This is a genomic window from Gynuella sunshinyii YC6258, from assembly GCF_000940805.1.
GTDB lineage: Bacteria > Pseudomonadota > Gammaproteobacteria > Pseudomonadales > Natronospirillaceae > Gynuella > Gynuella sunshinyii.
Window position 1 is genome coordinate 5,478,403 of the sequence record NZ_CP007142.1, and the last position, 17,356, is coordinate 5,495,758.

At 52.8% G+C, this 17,356-nt stretch carries 14 protein-coding genes; all 14 read right to left on the reverse strand.

What is annotated here, in order from left to right; genetic code table 11:
* Nucleotides 1–207: 207 nt before the first annotated feature.
* The 14 genes from YC6258_RS22850 to YC6258_RS22915 all read right to left on the reverse strand — a co-directional run bounded on the left by YC6258_RS22850 (nucleotide 208) and on the right by YC6258_RS22915 (nucleotide 17,310).
* Nucleotides 208–867, reverse strand: a complete 660-nt coding sequence (locus YC6258_RS22850) for a DUF2931 family protein (protein ID WP_052830509.1) — start codon at nucleotides 865–867, stop codon at nucleotides 208–210.
* On the reverse strand, nucleotides 868–1,536 hold the full coding sequence (locus YC6258_RS22855; RefSeq protein WP_052830510.1) for a DUF2931 family protein: 669 nt from the start codon (nucleotides 1,534–1,536) through the stop codon (nucleotides 868–870).
* Nucleotides 1,537–2,196: a DUF2931 family protein gene (locus YC6258_RS22860; protein WP_082070859.1), complete on the reverse strand. Its 660-nt coding sequence runs from the start codon at nucleotides 2,194–2,196 to the stop codon at nucleotides 1,537–1,539. It abuts the gene before it with no gap.
* Nucleotides 2,180–4,720 carry a T6SS phospholipase effector Tle1-like catalytic domain-containing protein gene (locus YC6258_RS22865; RefSeq protein WP_044618952.1) on the reverse strand — a complete coding sequence of 847 codons (2,541 nt, stop codon included), beginning with the start codon at nucleotides 4,718–4,720 and terminating at the stop codon, nucleotides 2,180–2,182. The genes YC6258_RS22860 and YC6258_RS22865 overlap by 17 nt, the downstream gene beginning before the upstream one ends.
* Before the next feature lie 218 nt (nucleotides 4,721–4,938).
* A complete protein-coding gene (locus YC6258_RS22870; RefSeq protein ID WP_044618953.1) occupies nucleotides 4,939–6,501 on the reverse strand; it encodes an AMP-binding protein in 1,563 nt (520 codons plus the stop codon).
* Nucleotides 6,498–7,481: a GNAT family N-acetyltransferase gene (locus tag YC6258_RS22875; RefSeq protein ID WP_044620341.1), complete on the reverse strand. Its 984-nt coding sequence runs from the start codon at nucleotides 7,479–7,481 to the stop codon at nucleotides 6,498–6,500. The genes YC6258_RS22870 and YC6258_RS22875 overlap by 4 nt, the downstream gene beginning before the upstream one ends.
* A 2-nt stretch (nucleotides 7,482–7,483) precedes the next feature.
* On the reverse strand, nucleotides 7,484–8,827 hold the full coding sequence (locus YC6258_RS27670; protein WP_052830512.1) for a diacylglycerol/polyprenol kinase family protein: 1,344 nt from the start codon (nucleotides 8,825–8,827) through the stop codon (nucleotides 7,484–7,486).
* Nucleotides 8,824–9,921, reverse strand: coding sequence for a BtaA family protein (locus YC6258_RS22885; protein WP_044618954.1), 1,098 nt, complete (start codon nucleotides 9,919–9,921; stop codon nucleotides 8,824–8,826). The genes YC6258_RS27670 and YC6258_RS22885 overlap by 4 nt, the downstream gene beginning before the upstream one ends.
* Nucleotides 9,911–12,577, reverse strand: a complete 2,667-nt coding sequence (locus tag YC6258_RS22890) for a PEP/pyruvate-binding domain-containing protein (RefSeq protein ID WP_144407721.1) — start codon at nucleotides 12,575–12,577, stop codon at nucleotides 9,911–9,913. Before YC6258_RS22890 ends, YC6258_RS22885 begins: the two co-directional genes overlap by 11 nt.
* A complete protein-coding gene (locus YC6258_RS22895; protein WP_044618956.1) occupies nucleotides 12,577–13,494 on the reverse strand; it encodes a UbiA family prenyltransferase in 918 nt (305 codons plus the stop codon). Before YC6258_RS22895 ends, YC6258_RS22890 begins: the two co-directional genes overlap by 1 nt.
* A gap of 6 nt (nucleotides 13,495–13,500) precedes the next feature.
* Complete coding sequence (locus YC6258_RS22900) at nucleotides 13,501–14,769, reverse strand: hydroxymethylglutaryl-CoA reductase (RefSeq protein WP_052830513.1); 1,269 nt, start codon at nucleotides 14,767–14,769, stop codon at nucleotides 13,501–13,503.
* A 746-nt stretch (nucleotides 14,770–15,515) separates the two neighbouring features.
* Nucleotides 15,516–15,941, reverse strand: coding sequence for a deoxycytidylate deaminase (locus YC6258_RS22905; RefSeq protein ID WP_044618957.1), 426 nt, complete (start codon nucleotides 15,939–15,941; stop codon nucleotides 15,516–15,518).
* Nucleotides 15,934–16,230, reverse strand: a complete 297-nt coding sequence (locus tag YC6258_RS22910) for a GIY-YIG nuclease family protein (protein ID WP_044620344.1) — start codon at nucleotides 16,228–16,230, stop codon at nucleotides 15,934–15,936. The genes YC6258_RS22905 and YC6258_RS22910 overlap by 8 nt, the downstream gene beginning before the upstream one ends.
* 111 nt (nucleotides 16,231–16,341) lie before the next feature.
* Nucleotides 16,342–17,310, reverse strand: coding sequence for a helix-turn-helix domain-containing protein (locus YC6258_RS22915; RefSeq protein WP_044618958.1), 969 nt, complete (start codon nucleotides 17,308–17,310; stop codon nucleotides 16,342–16,344).
* Nucleotides 17,311–17,356 lie beyond the last annotated feature (46 nt).

Sequence of the window (17,356 nt, forward strand, 5' to 3'; positions counted from 1 at the left end):
GATCAGATAAAACAGTGACTCACCTGTAAAGGGAATCACTGTTATGCATCGCCAGGAATGGCGGAGGAGAGTGTTTCAATATCCAGATGCTGGTTTTATTGTCTGGGATTCAGTTGCAGCGAACAACCATAATTATCTGAGGGTTTCTGTGCCAGGGTTTTATCGTTGTAATAGGGAATGCCCGAACACCAGCATAGCGCAACCCACTCAATCAGCCCCGGATTTGTCCTGCCCTGGAAGTATCAAATCCAGCACTTCCGGTGGCAAAAACCCCATCTCCACTTCCTGTTTAGTCCCTTCACGATGACGACGGGCATCCCCTTCTGCCACAGTGGCCTGGATACGAGGGGTGAGTTCGAAGTAGTGGTATTCGTAGGTTTCGGGCCGTATTTCTGGGCACCCCATTCCAACACAGCCAGCGTACCACCAGAGTTGTATCTCTCCCTGGCCTCTAATGCCGGTGACCAGGTTATGTACATACTTTGGTCTGGGGTATTTTTTAAACCATTGTTTAATCTGCTTTTGTTTATCTTTGGGAACTTCCGCTGTGGCTTCATAAAAGGTTTGGGTACGGTACGAGAACCAGCGAACTCGCACAGTATGGGGCAATGGTACCCAGCCAGCACTGGCAGCCTTACCTCCAGGTGGATATTTACTAATATCAGCATCCCCCCCTGAAAGCGCACCGACCGGTAACCTCCAGGCTTCATTAATGACCAACGATTCCACCCAGATCGGCCAACCGGAACCGCCAAACCCTCCGGTATCAAAACCATAATCATAGGTTTTTTCGTCACAACCACTGAGTAGCAATGGTAATGCTAATAGCCAGTACAGGTACTTAAAATTTCGCGCGACGAAAACCATTCACTCAGACCCGGTAACCGATTCAGATTTGTCCTGACCTGGAGGAATCAAATCCAGCACCTCCGGTGGCAGAAACCCCATCTCCACTTCCTGCCTGGTCCCTTCACGGTGACGACGGGCATCCCCTTCTGCCACGGTGGCCTGGATGCGGGGGGTGAGCTCAAAGTAGTGGTATTCATAGTTCTTCGGGCCTTTTGGACAATCAATACCGACACAGCCAACGTACCACCAGAGCTGTATCTCTCCCTGGCCTCTTATCCCTGTAACAAGATCATGAAAGTATTTTTTTCTCGGATATTTCTTAAACCACTGTTTAATCTGCTTTTGTTTGTCTTCAGGAATTTCCGCTGTGGCTTCATAAAAGGTTTGGGTACGGTACGAGAACCAGCGAACTCGCACAGTATGGGGCAATGGTACCCAGCCAGCACTGGCAGATTTACCTCCAGGTGGACGTTTACTAATTTCAGCTTCGCCTCCTGAAAGCGCACCGACCGGTAACCTCCACGCTTCATTAATGACCAACGATTCCACCCAGATCGGCCAACCGGAACCGCCAAACCCTCCGGTATCAAAACCGTAATCATAGGTTTTTTCGTCACAACCATTGAGTAACAATGGCAATGCTATTAGCCAGTACAGGTACTTAACCTCTCGCGCGACAAAACCCATTCACTCAGATCCAGTAACCGATTCAGATTTGTCCTGACCTGGAGGAATCAAATCCAGCACTTCCGGTGGCAGAAACCCCATCTCCACTTCCTGTTTAGTCCCTTCACGATGACGACGGGCATCCCCTTCTGCCACGGTGGCCTGGATGCGGGGGGTGAGTTCAAAATAGTGGAATTCAAAGTTCTTCGGGCCTTTTGGACAACCGATTTTGACACAACTCACATTCCACCATAATTGGATTTCCCCCTGCCCGGCAAACCCTGTGACAAGTGAGGGTAAATAGCGTTCTACCGGATAACGTTTAAGCCACTGCCTGATTTGCTTTTGTTTATCTTGAGGAATTTCTACTGTGGCTTCATAAAAGGTTTGGGTACGGTACGAGAACCAGCGGGCCCGGACCGTATGAGGCAATGGTACCCAGCCGGCACTGGATGATTTGCCACTTGGAGGTCGTTGGCTTGTATCGGCGTTTCCGCCCGATAACGCACCAACAGGTAGTTGCCAGGATTCGTTAATGATCAAATATTCCACCCAGACAGGCCAACCATCGCCTCCAATACCCCCTGCTCGAAAACCATATTCATAGGTTTTTTCACTGCAAGCACTTAACAGTAGTGACAATGCTAATAACCAGTACAGGTATTTAACGCTTCGCATCATTAGACTCCACTGTCACAGCTTGCTCAGAGTGGTTATAAAACACCTGCCGAGCCTTTTGGCCGTTAATAAGGTTGGGGCGATCCACTATATCGCCATCGCGCTCAGAGGTATGGATATATTCAATCAGAAACTGTCGTGCCATCTTCATCTGTCCACCGGCTTGTTGCCACATATCGTACACCCGCTGCAAACGATCAGGGATCACATAAGCACTATCATCGGGAGTCAGCGGCCGTAGTGGTACGCCCTGGTTTTTGGCGGCATCAATTACGGTGTGCAGAGGGTAACAGGCCAGCTCCTTGAAGGTGGCTTTGCGGATTTCTTCGATAATATCGAAACCCTGCGCGTTGGCATAATGCCCACGGGCTTCAATTTCACGCTGCTTGGCCCGTAGCAGCAGGCCACCATCGTTACAGCCCGCCAAAATCTGCACCGGGATCACTTCCCAGTTTTCAAAGCCTTTGCCGGTAGGGTTTTCATAGCCGGCCCCCACGTCACAATGAACACCGGGAGCCATGATTTCGGTGAAATTGGCCGGCAGACGGCCACTGGCATCAGCCAAGCGGGTGGATGGAAAATTATGGCGGATCTCATGGGCAGAAACGATGTGCATGACCCGCTCGGCGCTATGAGCATTGAGGTTCAGGTTAAAATCAAGATTTCGTTCATCGGCAGGCCAGCCAAAGCTACCCACGGTGTCCCATAGGGCGACAAAATGCACCCGGTGCCGCAGATGCTGTGGAAACGCTGACACCTGTCTTTTTACTGGCTCGACCGGCAGGATACTGACCAATAATGGGTTACGGTACTTCAGCTCCCAGATGGTCAGTTGCTCCGGCCATTCATTGATCAGATTCACAAAGTGGCGGGACAACGCTGCTCCACGGCTGAAGCCGAATACATCAAAGATTACCTCGTCGTACTCTTGTTCATTCAGATGTTCATTGATTTGCCCTAATGCCAGTTCAATCCGCGCATAGCCACCGGTTTTCCCCATACCCAACCCCAGGCCGATTTTGCTGTCTTTGGCTTTAAAACCGTCATCCGTTTCCCTGCCGGTGATGGTTCCCACGCCAGGAATATATATGGCTCTGGTGGTAATGATTTCATTACCCTGCTCAGTGGTTTGTTCCAGATACAAATCATGCAGCTTTGCCACATTGGAGATATCCCGGTCTGGCAGGCGTTCATCGTTGTAGCGATCCTGGCCGGTACCATCGAAGAATAATCCGATTCTCAAAATGCGTTTTGGCTGTGACAGGTTCTTCGACGGTTGATAACCCCAGTTTGAACCAATCTCTGGCAGCACAAGGGTTTTGCGTAATGGGCAGTTGTGCTGCCCGGTGACAGATAAGACTTTTTCCTGCTGTCGCTGCAACTGTGCAAACTGATGCAACTGCTCACCGATCTGACTCAGGCACTCATAATAAGGAGAACGGTTACCGGGTTTGTCCTGGGAACGGACATCACAGTCACGACTGAGCAATGCTGCCAGCGCGGCTTCTTTCACCCAAGCATGAGGATCGGTATAACTCAGTTGCGTGGCAATATCCTGTAATGCCTGCAGAGGTTGCCATCCGGTGTTGTCTGCCAACAGGTAGATCAGATCAATTAGACCGTTGGCAAGGTGATAGATATTCACCTTAGCCAGACCGAAGCTCTGACCTAACCGGCTGGACAGTATATCGGGCTCGATATCCTGCTGCTGTTTGAAGCGCTTGGTAAAAACATCTGACCGTTGGAACTTTCGCTGCCAGACCTCCTCAGCGATGCTGAACTGCGATGCCAGAGGATGGCCATCATCAGTGAATAATGCGCGATCCATTTCTCTGGAATTACCCGGATGCAATATTTCGGTATTGATCAAATGCAGTGGTTGCACAGTGCGAGGCCAGGTTGTCATCGGATCTACCTGCCGGCGTTGTTCGCTCAGCAGATCACAGGCCTGTTGCAGAGCCTCACGACACTGCTGCCATTGATCTGCGGTGACCGGTGTACCCGCCTGGTAATGGATCTGCTCCGGGCCATACAGAGACAGTTTTCCGGTGCTGCCATACAGTTGCGCCTGAAACGTTTGCGAAGACGTACTGATGAGATAATCCGTGATCACACCCGTACTGTCGTCCGGGTAATAGTATTGCAACTGGGCAAAATAATCGGGGTTGTCGAAATCATCGACGCCAGGCGTACCGGGCGGCAGGGTATCGGGAATGTCAGCGGTCAGAACCGGGGCGGATTTTTCCAGATTGATTCTGGGTTTGGCCGGTTTGGGCGCGCCATGCACGTCTCGCGGTCCGAGTTCATAAACGATACCTCGCCTGGAAGGTTCATGACGCCGCAGCAACGACAGTTGTCCATCGCTGTCCAATACAAACATGTGCAGTGAGGTCTGTTCCGGGGTAAACGCTTTCGCTTCTTTGGGGTACTGGTACGTCGCGACCCAACACAAGGGGTTCAGGGAATGGCCGTGGCGTTGAATAAAATCTTTAATGGATTGCGGTAGGGCGGTGATGTCCTGCGTCATGGCGTAACGGTCCTTGTTTGGTAGTGATCCTTAAGTGGAGTACTTGCTCACTCGGTGAATATAAAAATATCAAAAGGCTTATCTCAATAAACTCATCACAGGTCAAATGCAGACATAGGTTTTTAGAGCGGATTCACAATTAGCCGGCGCTAATCTGCCAGACAGTAATCATGACTTCCACCCCGGAACAACCGCTTTTTCCATCGGCAGTTGGCGGCTTATTCAAGCAGTTTCTGTAGCCGGGTATAGTCGATTTTGGCGTTATGACGACGATCAACGGGAATGCTTCGAACCCGCCGAATGTCATCGAGCTGTGCCCAGTCCAGCGCCTGATTCAAAGCAGCGAGATCGAGAGCGGCATCCGCTTCAATCAGCAGAATACGTTTCCCTTGCCACGCCATCATGGCGCTGCGGCGAATCTGCGGAAAAAAATGTGCGGCGCATTCGACCGTAAACGGATACAGAACGCCTTTGCTGTCTTCGATACGGGCATGACTGCGTCCTACCAGCCACAACCGACCAAGGGTATCGAAAAAGCCGGCGTCACCGGTTCGGTGCCAGCGCTGACCGTCCACTTCAAACTTGGTGTCGTTATCGCCTTCACCGTGCAGATAACCTGGCAACACATGATCACCGGATACCACGATCTCCCCAATCACTCCGGCTGCCAGTTGCTGTTGTTCCAATTCTGATGCGGTGAATGGCCCGATTGCCTCACCGAAGCGATCTGTGATCACCCGTAACGCAATGGCTCCGACCGGTTGACCGGTCAACAAGCCCTGGCCTTTGCGCATGGCGTTCAGATCATCATCACTGATCTGCTGCCAGTCGATTTCAGCCATGGGCTCTGCTTCGGTGGAACCATAAACCGCTGCCACGCTGGCGTTGGGTGCCATTTGCTGTAGTTGTCGCAGCAGTTCCGGAAACACCGGCGCACCGCCGGTACCGATATGTTTCAACCCTGGCAACGTCATATTCTGTTCTGCACAGTACTCCAGCAAACACTGATAGAACGCCGGCGATCCGGCTGTACGATTGACCCGATGACGAACGATCTGGGCAACGACCGGCACAGGGTCGATTTGTCCGGGTGCCCGCATATCGGCATCGGGAATGACACTGGTGATACCGGATGCCAGATTGGCCAGCAGGAACACTGGCAATGTGGTCAGATCCGCATCACCGGGCTGGGGATTCAGAGTGGCCTGTAAGGCGGCATGCTGGGCCAGCAGAAAACCATGAGAACGCTGAGCCGCTTTCGGGCGTCCGGTGCTGCCGCTGGTAAACGTCAACAGCGCCGGATCGTCATCGGTACAGTCGCTGATCTCAGTCAGCGCAATATAGCTGTCAGACTGAGCCAGGGAAACCGCTCCGGGAATGGGAAAACCAATACTGAACTTAACCGGAATCCGCCGCAGCTGCGATGAAAACAAGCGCAGCAAATGGGCCTTGGCACTGGCAATCAACGCCCGTGGCTGGCCCAGTTCGCAGCATTGATCAATGTGTTGTCGACCGGCTGACGGATCCAGAAACATCGCCACCGCACCCAGCTGAAACAGCGCCAGCAGAACCACATACAGTTCATAGGACATCGTCTGAAAGACCAGCACCCGGTCGCCTTTACCAAGACCATAATGCCGGAACATGGCAGCGGTCCGACCCGCAGCATCGGCCAGTTGCTGATAATTGCAGAGTCTGGTATTTCCGCGGTGTTGATCAATAATCGCCGCAGTATCGGGATGCTGTAATGCGCGATCCAGCAGGATACGGGTGATATTCATTGTCGATCATCCAGGTAGTGTTGATACAACGTATACTCACGCATGCTCTGACCATAATGGCTGGAAAGGTTTTTGGATTTGTTGGAGGCGTGCATCAGCGCATGAATGGCCCGGCAGTAGCCCATGTCCCGGGCAATCCGATGACATTCCGCCACCAGCACCGCGCCCAGACCGGCAGCACGACGCCCGGGCAGAACCGCAACGGTTTTCAACACACAGGTATCGATGTCCTCTCCACGGCGGGCCTGATTAAAATCAGGAATGGCAAACAGATAGCCGAGCAACTCTCCGTGTTGTTCTGCGAGCAACACCAGTTGCGGCTGCACCACTGTCTGAACCGCCTGATACTGCTGTAAAAACTCAGCCTCTGTAATCGGGGTGTACAGAAAATTGCCGCTGAAGCTTTGGATGGAAAGCTGGTAAATGGCTTTTAATTCATCCTCAAACCGATTCATATCCAGGGCCCGCCAGCTGATTTCCCTCTTTTGCAACCGTTCGCGCACAGCTGGAATACGAGAATCCTGAAGGTTCAGGTCGGTCACCCGCGCTGAGGAATAATGGGCCAGGGGATGAAATCCGGCCTGTCGGAAATAGTCGGGATAAGCTGAAGGATTCTCGGGTTCCAGAAAAAAAGGCGGCTCACTACCGACATCGCTGACCCAGCGATAACGACGCCAGGTATTGCCATCCATGGGGCCAATCATCAGCGTACATCCCTGCGCCTTAAGCTGCTGACGGGCCTGCAGCAGCAGTTCGCTGGCAGCTGCGGCATCCGCGGCATCAAAGTGCCCCACCACCCCCAAACGTTCAGATTTCAGTTCCGGAACCCGATTCCACCATAACGACAACCTGCCAACCACCTGTTGCTGACGCAGCGCCAGCAGATGTACATCGGCTTCATGATGAGTCAGTACCGATGGATCAAAATCCGGTAACTGTACCGACTGCGGATAATCGCCTCCGCACCATTCTTCTACCATGATCACAACAATTCTCCAGGCGTTATCAACAGGGCCAACCAACTAAGTAACGAAACACCACCGGCAATACCGGCCTGACGCAACCAGCGTTCCGGAGTGACCGGACAGTTATCCAGCTGTGGTTGCAGTCGCAGAAATAACAGACCACTCAATACCAACGCCACAGCACTGACCACCAGTACCTGCAACAATTGCAGATCAAATACCCGCAACCCCAGACAAAACAGCAACACCGGCATCATTCCGGCTATAACGGCCGCCCCCATAATACCTGCCGGCAGGCGCGCCAGCTGGTAGTGAGCATGAGAAATAGTCAGCATGGTGATATGGCAGGCAAAAACAATCATATAGGCAAACAGAGGATCATTGCCGCCCTGATGATCATCCAGCAACAGCCAGAACAATGCCGGCCCGGTGACTCCCAGCAAGGCATAGACATTATGGATATTACCGCGCCCCTGACGCCGGACCTGACGGGCAAACCACATGGTCAGCACGAAGAACAACATCGGAATGCCCAGCCAGTACACGCCACCAACACTCCAGGCAGCATAGGCAAATAACCCGGCCCCCATCTGTGCACTGGCATCCATGGTGCTGTACCGACGCCACAGCCACAGCAGCGCTCCAAGCAGAATGATGACCGCCAGACGCAGGGTCAGTGCCGTAGTATCCATCTCCAGATAACTGTTCAACAATGCATACGTAGCCAGAGGTATAAAGAGGTTATCGAGGCCATGCCACGCCAGGGCCTCAAACATCATAACGATCACGCCCATCAACAGGCCGATGAGCAGGCACTCGACCCGTCCAGTGACGGTAAACAACAGTAAAGAGACATGTACGCATAAAAACGTAACAACGAAAAAGGCCACCGAGCCTTCCACCGATTTGTTGCCTTCCAGCGTACTGAACTGGTTTTGACCGTAGTAAACACCGATCAGAGCCGCCACGGCATCGGCCAGCGCCAATACCAGAATAGGCACGCAATATAACAATGGGTCGCCATCGGCCAGCACAAACACTAACGCCACCGATACGGGGAACAGCATCTCCCCCCAGGAAGTGCGCTCAACACCATGCAGTAACCCCCGCAGGGATCGGGTCAGCGACATGCCCCGGCGTAGCAGGGTCAGTGCCGAGACACTGACCAGCGCCAGCAAGAGTACCGGCCAGCTGCGGTCGAACAGCCACGGAAACGTAACCGTCACCAACCCCATTTCCACATGTATAAGTTTACGCAGCACTTCCGGATCCGGTGCCAGAAAGCGTTCAATCAGCCGGGTTGAAATAAATGCACCGGCCAGCGCTGTCAGCACGATCAGAATTCCGAGCCACGGATTCATCGGACTTCCTCAACCACAAAATCGCGATAGAAAAACGCCTTGTCTCTGGCATATAACTGGACCGCCAGATCATCCAGTCCACGCAGACGCCCGCTCAGTGCCGCTGGGCATTTTCGCGGCACCAGCATGTTCCAGTAGGCCATCCGGGCAGAAGGATTGGCCACTGCCAGGAGTTGTTCCAACAGTGCCTGATAGTTTTCTTCAGACATATATTCAAAAATATCGCTGAGGTTAAACGCATCGAAGCGCTGTCCTGGATGACGTTGCAGATACTCTTCAATGGACAGCTGGTGCCACTCAATCCCATCAAGTCGTTCGCGAATGGCTTCAAACTGCGGTTCCCTCAGTGCGTAGGGCAGCACTTCACCGTGCGTACCGGTCAGGATCCAGTGCAGATACGGGTTTTCCGCCGGGTTCAGATCGGTCAGGGCAAAGCGGGTATGACTCAGAATATGATTGGCCACGCTGCCTTCAACATAGCGAAAGAAGCTGGGATCACGGCCCATACGCCCCATGACAAAACGGGAAAAAAATACTTTGAACAACAACCGCCAGCGCCAGGTATCCCATTGATGCTGATAAAACTTCAGGCGTCTGCTACGGTCTCCCCCAGCCAATAGTTGCTGAATGCGATTGCGGGAATGAACCAACGGCAACAATCGTTGCCGGAACAGGGCAAAATAACGCTCAAACTTACCTGCCCCGCCAATGCCTGCATCAATTTCGTTGCCATGGGCATCCCAGAACCGGCGACTGTCCTGATCCAGCAGTGTGCGGCAGCGTTGATAGAGTTCAGCGCGGCGATGACTGGGACGTGACCCCATCAGCTCCAGTAGTTCACCATGGTTCAGTTCCCGATATGCCGCGACTCTCAGTGCCAGACAATATAGCTGGGCCGGGTTAAGATCGAGTGCGACCACCCGCTCAGCGCCTGCTGCCAACAGGGCCAGGGCATTGTCACCGGCGGAGCATATGGACAGACACTGTCCCGCTTTAGCCGTCGATAAGGCCGCGACCAGAATATCCGCATCCTCCCAGCATTGGGCATAACGAATCTGGGTAAAATCCGCTCTTCCGGCTACTTCACTGCTCATTCGACGCCTCCTGTGTCTGCTCCGGTTGCGGCAAGCGTCGTATTACCCCGGTACTGCCATCAAATTCCACCCAGTCACCGTCTTTCAGAGTACGGGTAATCGCGGTCACTGACACCACCGCCGGAATCCCCATTTCCCGGGATACAATGGCCGAATGAGACAGCAGACTGCCACGTTCCACCAAGATGCCGGCTGCCGCTGGAAACAGCATGATCCAGCCGGGATCCGTCCGTTCAGCCACCAGAATTTCACCGGCCTGCAGCACGGCATTACGGGGATCGACAATGACCCGGACCCGACCACGAACGACACCGGGACAACAGCCAATACCTTTGAGATCTCCGTCAATGACCTCATTGGCAATCGCCGGAGCGGTAAAGTCATTGCCCTGATGGACAATACCAAATGTCTCAAACCGGTCGGCCGGAACCGGCATGTCGGCATAGCCGGCAAACTCTGCCTTGCGCAGACGGACCAAAGCCTTGAGGTCTGTGGTTACGGCAGTCCCTTCGATAAAACCCAGAATTTCGGCGACTTCGAGATAAAACACATCACGACTGTGTTCCAGCAGATCTTTGGCATACAACCGTCGTCCGAGTTCGACAAAAATACGCCGCACCCGACCAAACAGCCGGGTACGTTCAAAACGCAGGTTTTCCCGGTCACGGACCCGGTGCCGGGCATTTCTGAGTACCCATTGAAATATTCGTCGCCGGATGGGATGAGTCGCCTGGGCAGCCTCAACCCGCTGTTCGGCGCTGGCACGAATCTGTGCTTCAACAGCCCCGGCTTCGGCCGTTTCCGGCTGATTCCGCAAGCGTTCAGCAAAATGACCGACAGAACGCAGCAACACCAGGGGATCATCATGTAAGGTGGCGCTTTCCAGCTTGAGTTCGTCGAGACATCGATCTCCAAACTTCTCAATATATTCATGGTAAGTACGCTGGAATTGGGGATGCTCAGCCATGGCCTTCGTCAGGGTGGCCACATCTGCCTGCACCAGTTGCTGACAAAATGCCTCGTCAGGTGCGGCCAGCTCGGCCATGTGCCGAACCCGTCTGGCCGGCTCGGCGCTGATCATACCGCCCTCACCGGCCAGCAAATTGTTTTGCAGGGTTTCGTCGCGATCTTCACACCATTTAGTGCAAAGTCCGCGCAGTACGCCATAAAAGATCATGGCGAAAAAATCATTGATCAGCGGCGCATCCCAACGGGTCAGGAGCTTTTGCTCCAGCCGGTGGTAGCTGGCAGCCAACTGGCTGCTGTTGAGTAAGGTGAGGTCTTCGCCAGTGTTCAGGGCATCATCGAGACGCTGGTAAAACCGGCGGATGCTGGCGGGTAAACGGATGTGACTCCACACCAATCCCAGCAGACTGCCACCCAGTCGGAAGGCATCGCGCAGCCGTTCGGACACAGTCCCCTTCAACGTGGCGGCGACTTCTTCAGGCAACCCTTCTTTCACTCCCATCATCTGTTCCATGAAACGGCGATTCAGGGTAAATCCCGGCAATAGCGCCAGAACCCGATACCATGACAACAGATTGTAATAGACCCGGCCACGGATCAGCCCGAGCATACGCTGAAAGACAACGTCGTTGGCAGCAATGACTGATTCCGGTACCCGCAGAATCCGGCAGAATTCACGATAGACAGACTCATAGGCCTGACGGGCAAAACTGAAGGTCAGCGGAGTGGTAATACCACCATAACTTTCGGCGATATTACTGTTATCCCAAAGGTTGTGCTCACCGGCAGGATCCGGGCGCTGGTGCAGGGCGGTGATCGGTCGGGACTGCAACAGGAACAGCTGCTCTCCGGCCATCGCCCACTCAATATCCTGAGGTTTATCAAAATGGCGACTACAACGACGCGCCAGATCAACCACGGCGATCAGCTGCCGATCGGTCAGCACCGGGGCATTGACACGGTCCGGGTCGACGGTCTGCAAGGAAACATGATCGACCGCCTCTTCATCGAGGTATTCGCCACTGTGTTTGGCACAGATATCCCGCTCGACGATGTGATTGGAAGTATCGATTCGCCAGGTATCCGCATCCACTTCTCCAGACACCAACGCCGAACCAAGGCCATATACAGCAGAAACGACCACTATATCGCGCCGGCCGCTGACCGGGTCAGCCGCAAAGGCAACGCCGGCACTGTCGCTGTTGACCATACGCTGAATCAACACAGCTGGTACCGGTGGTGGCAGGCTCAGATTGTTTTCCCGCCGATAGGTGACCACACGCTCACTGAAGCCCGAACACCAGACATCAACAATACGCTCAGCAACCTGCGCAACGGGCACATACAGATAGCTTTCCAGCTGACCGGCGAACGAATGCCCGGCACCGTCTTCATCTACGGCAGAGGAACGCACCGCCAGGCGATCACCCGCTGCGGCAAGTCGTTCGAGAGCCTGTTGCAACTGACGGGAAAACTCATTCGTCAGACGAAGATTCCGGCGCAACATCTCTGCATCCGTAATCGTTGCCGGATCAATATCAAGACTGTCCAGACAGGCCCTGGGATCAATCACGATCCATTCAGGTATCGGTAGTCCGACTTCAGCCAGATGAGCCAGTGCCGCGGCCTTGCCGCCAAACACATTTAAATCAATATCACTGTACTGATCATGTACATATTGCCCGATCATTACATACTCCATAACAACGGGCCTGCGCCCAGAGAAAGATACATCCCCAGGGTCCAGACCCCGGCAACCACTTCAAAACGCTTTCCGGCACCCGTCAGAGGATGCGCCAGAAACTGCTTCGCAACCACCAGCGCCACGCCGAACAGCACCACCAGAACCACGGCCACTGGGATGAGAAAATCAATCTGCCAGGCGGCAATGGCGGCACAGATGGCCGTTACCAGTAATACCGCCAACCAGATTCTGACAGCCTTGCGACACCCCCACAGAACGGAATAGGTTTCCACCCCGGGCTCTTCGTCTTCCGGCGCACGAATCTTCCGACCGATCTCGATCACCATGCCATTAAAGAAGCTGACCGCCAGAAACCACACCAACCCCCTGACCGCATGGCCGTCACCGGCTACCAGCCAGTCACACGCAGATGCATACAGGTCTATGAGAGGCATGATCAACATATGTGACCACATATAAGTCACGGGGCGCGCCTTCAGCCATTCCGACACAAAAAACTCCCGACTCATCAACGCCAGATAGCTCCAGGTCAATCCTAAAAAGATCAGTAACGGGGGAAATAGCCAGAGAGCCAATGTCAGCTGCAGTATTGCCAGCAATATCCCAACAATACCCAGCTCCCTGAGCGTCACCAGTCCACGAGGTACTGGCCGGTAAGGCCGGTAACTGCAGTCTTCTTCGTAATCCTTGAATTCATCGGCGATGCGCAGCTGCATGAAAAACGCCAGTGCGGTGAAAAAAGCCACCAGCCATGTACTCAGTGACGGCAGCTCGGTAATTCCCCGTAATAATGAAGAATAGGCAACGGCCGAAAAGCTGAAGGCGGCGACCAGAGGCCCATGCGCCAGCAATGGAAAACGTTCACGCTGATAGATCCACCAGCGTTGTAAATGCCTCAACATATATTCTTAACCCCGAGCCAGCGATTGATGAGCGCGGGCAAAATGCCCGGCACACAACGCGCCGATAATGGATAGTTCGCCCGCCAGAACAGTCGCCGCAGTCACCTCGGCAAATGCTCGCGCATGTCCTGCTCCTGCCAGCCCCAACAACTGCAGACAGGCATTCTGACTGGGCAGTCCGGTACCTCCACCAACGGTTCCGACAATCAGATTCGGCAACGTAACAGCCGCATACAGGTCGCCCTGATCGGTCAGTTCAAACCGGGTCACCCCGACGGCGGATTCCGCCACACAGGCAGCATCCTGACCACAGGCGATGTAAAGCGCCGCCAGCCCATTGGCGTAATGTCCCTGTACGCCGATGGTGCCGCTCAGTACCCCGCCAAGTGCCGACATGCGCCAGTAATCCTCCATCCGTTCAGGCGAAGTATGCAAAAGCCCATGAATCAGATCAGACGGTACCGTAACCTCCGCCGTTACCTGTTTGCCGCGAACGGAAACAAAGGACTGGGCGCTGGCTTTCTTATCACCGGACATGTTGGCTTCAAGGAAAAAATAACTGGGTTCGACAGGAGAGTTTAATCGTATGTATTCACAAATGGATTGAGTGGCAATGGTCACCATGTTTTGCCCGGATGCATCACCGGTGGTGAAATCAAAACGCAGATACACATGATTGCCTTCAACGGTCACCTGCATGTCATGCAGTTGTCCGTGACGAGTGGTTTTACTTGCTTCAATTTTGAACTGTTCGATCTGGGTAATGGCCCAGGCAACGAAAGTGCCGGCCTGAGTGAGGTTTTCAAATGCGAATCCAGGCGCCCGCATCACCGCTTCCTGAAGCAGCAGAGTGGTACAACCTCCCGCTCTTGAAATAAGCTGGGCCCCACGATTATAAGAGGCCACCAGGGCAGCTTCGGTGGTGGCCAGCGGGATGTAATAATCTCCCTGGGCGAACAGACCGTTCACCCGTAACGGGCCAGCAACACCTACCGGAAGCTTGACCGTGCCGATGAAATTTTCAATGTTATGCTGGTAAACATCCATCGTCGCTTCGGTAGCCGGATCGAGTATTTGCTCCCGAATCCCGTTCTGATCAGCAAACAACTCCCAGCGCCGGGCCAGCATTTTGGAATTAATACGATGATCCCTGGGAAGACGGGGTTTGGCGGGCTGTTCAGGTTTGGGTCGAAGCGCTTCAGAAAGTTCCTGCTGATCGCGCTCCCGCAACAGGTTTTCCAGATAACTGTTGGCATGCAGATAAGGTATTGCCATTTCCTTTACTCCTTCAGTAATGCTTCCTTGATGGGTCCAGCGTCGGTTTTTTTGACTCTGAATATGTTACCGGGTTTTGACGTGAACAATCCTTCGAAAGTCACAAGGTACGTCATCGGACTAAATTCAACCAGAGATAAACTCGTAAAATTTAAATCATGCAGGAGAGGTCACAGCAGTGCGTAAAAAGACGATACTTCCGTGTATCGTTGACCGGAAAATGGTTTATGAAGAGGACCGAATAACACTCAGCAAGGACGACGGAAGCAATGTCCTTACAAAATGTATCGGCATATAGACCAGGGTCGCTGATACTGTCACACCATGCTCCTATTGTGACTCCTACCATAGTTGTGGATATGGAGGACGAGGCATGATCCGACGGAACTTTTACATTACAACGACTCTGGAAAATATAACCACCCGTCATCTTTCGGGAGGTCATTTGGTGTGATATTGCGTACTTTCAGCCATCAATCAAGCGAACAAAAAAACGGGAATGGATACCTCTGCACTCGATCAATTCAACTCTTATTGGACTGAAAATCAACCAACGCGCGGAATATACAGTGGTTTTTCTGACGACCAAATAACGAGATTTAATTATCATTTAAACTGTGATCTGGTTCTCCATTCGAAAGCATAAGTACTGACAGGACTTTAGCATTCTATTAAGCAAATGGCCGCCTTTTAACAGCGCTATCAGCGACAAAAATAATACGTCAAAGATAGTGAGCTCCCTTCTCTCAACACCAGTGAACGTTCACACCCGCTTCTGCAAACATCGCTTCGCTAACACGGGATTTTTCTCCCCACCGACTCAGATATTCTTCATTTTGGGTCTGGCAATGAACAGTGGCTATGCCCGTCTGGATAATTTTGGCAGCACAGTTCGGGCAAGGGAAATGCGTAACATAAATTTCGCAACCGGTGAGGTCGCGCTTGGCAAACAGGATGGCGTTTTCTTCTGCATGAATGGTTTTCAGCAGCTTGGTCTCACGATCGTCCTGATTGGCTGAATCCCCCACTCCACGCGGATAACCGTTAAACCCAACGGAAACCACCCGGTTTCCCTGAGTGATCACGGCTCCCACCTGAGTACTGGGATCTTTGCTCCAGGATCCCACCAGTTCAGCCATCTGAAAAAAACGCTGAATCCATTTGTCATTCATAGTCTGACTCCAAAGTGCTTTGCTGTGGAAAGGAATAAATCAGAGCCAGCTTTTGCCGGCGTTCCATTTTTTTGATCACCCGCTCACGTCGACTGGCCTGGCTGCGGTCAGGCTGTCTTTCCTGATACACCACTTCGACCGGTCTTCGCGCACGGGTAAATCTGGCGCCACCGGATAAATCGCCATTGTGCTCTTTCAGGCGCCGGTCCAGGTTTGTGGTAATACCGGTATACAGGCTGCCATCACAACAGCGCAGCATATATACCGTCCAGGAAGATTGTCTGTCCATGTGGGGCTGATCGTTATCAATCGAGCCGCGATTGTGGCCAGGTTCTGATTTACCTGTCAATTCTGAAGCATCGTGAGGCTATGACCGAGCCTGCGGCAAAATTCACTAAAGCTACATGGTCATGCGCTCAGCATCGCTCATGGTGGGAATATAATGGGATGCCTGATTAACCGGATACAGAGTTCCGGCAGGTTTCTTCCCTGTCCCGGACAAAGACAACACTCTGGATATTTGTGGGGAGGAATGAATGGAATGAATATTTTTAAAAATCACCTCAAGATGCCCGAGTAATTCCTCAGATTCATCTGCGATCAGATCATGCAACTGGGTAAGGCGTTTATGCCGGGCACGGTAGTGATCAAATACTGACGAACCGTGTACCAGTATCAATGGCGACAGGCCAGAAGCCATCCAGAACCGATGCACCAGACACAGCGGTAAATTACCGATATCGTTCCCACGCTCAAAAGCCGTTAATGTTGACGGAGCAATACCCAGCAGTTCTGCAAACTCCCGGCGAGACAGTTTGCACAATTCCCGCATACGTCGAAGAGTCGCCAGTATGGATGGCAAAGAATCCAGTGAGAATTGTTCAGCAGGTTGTTTACCCAACTCATGCTGCGTGCCCCGTATTATGGATTTTTTGCCTATCAGCAGCATCGCAACGAGACCAACAAAGTTGTCAAACTCTCTGGCAGAACAGCGGACGATATAGGACTGCAATCGCAAATATCTGGCGTTGATCATACGGCAATGTGATTGTGCACCGAGGTGGGGTAACAGCAGAAATTCGATCGGAATGCCAGTGTTGGACAAATAGCAAAATAACGTCGACAGTCGCATGTTATCGCGACCGGCTTCATATTTCCGATACTGGGTCATCGACACGCCAGCCAATTCGGCCGCCGCCGCCTGGCTAATGTTCAGTGTGGTTCGGCTACGTCGCAACAGAACACCAAAGCCAGCCCGAAAATGGTGACTATGGTGTTCCGGATCGATATAGCGGGGGTTAAAACGCTGTCGGATATATCGATCCAGAAACACGTTTTCAGCAATTGTTTTTTGGGTGTGTTCGGTCATCCGCCGGTCCTCTGGTATTTCTCAAGTCAAAAGACACACCTCGTTT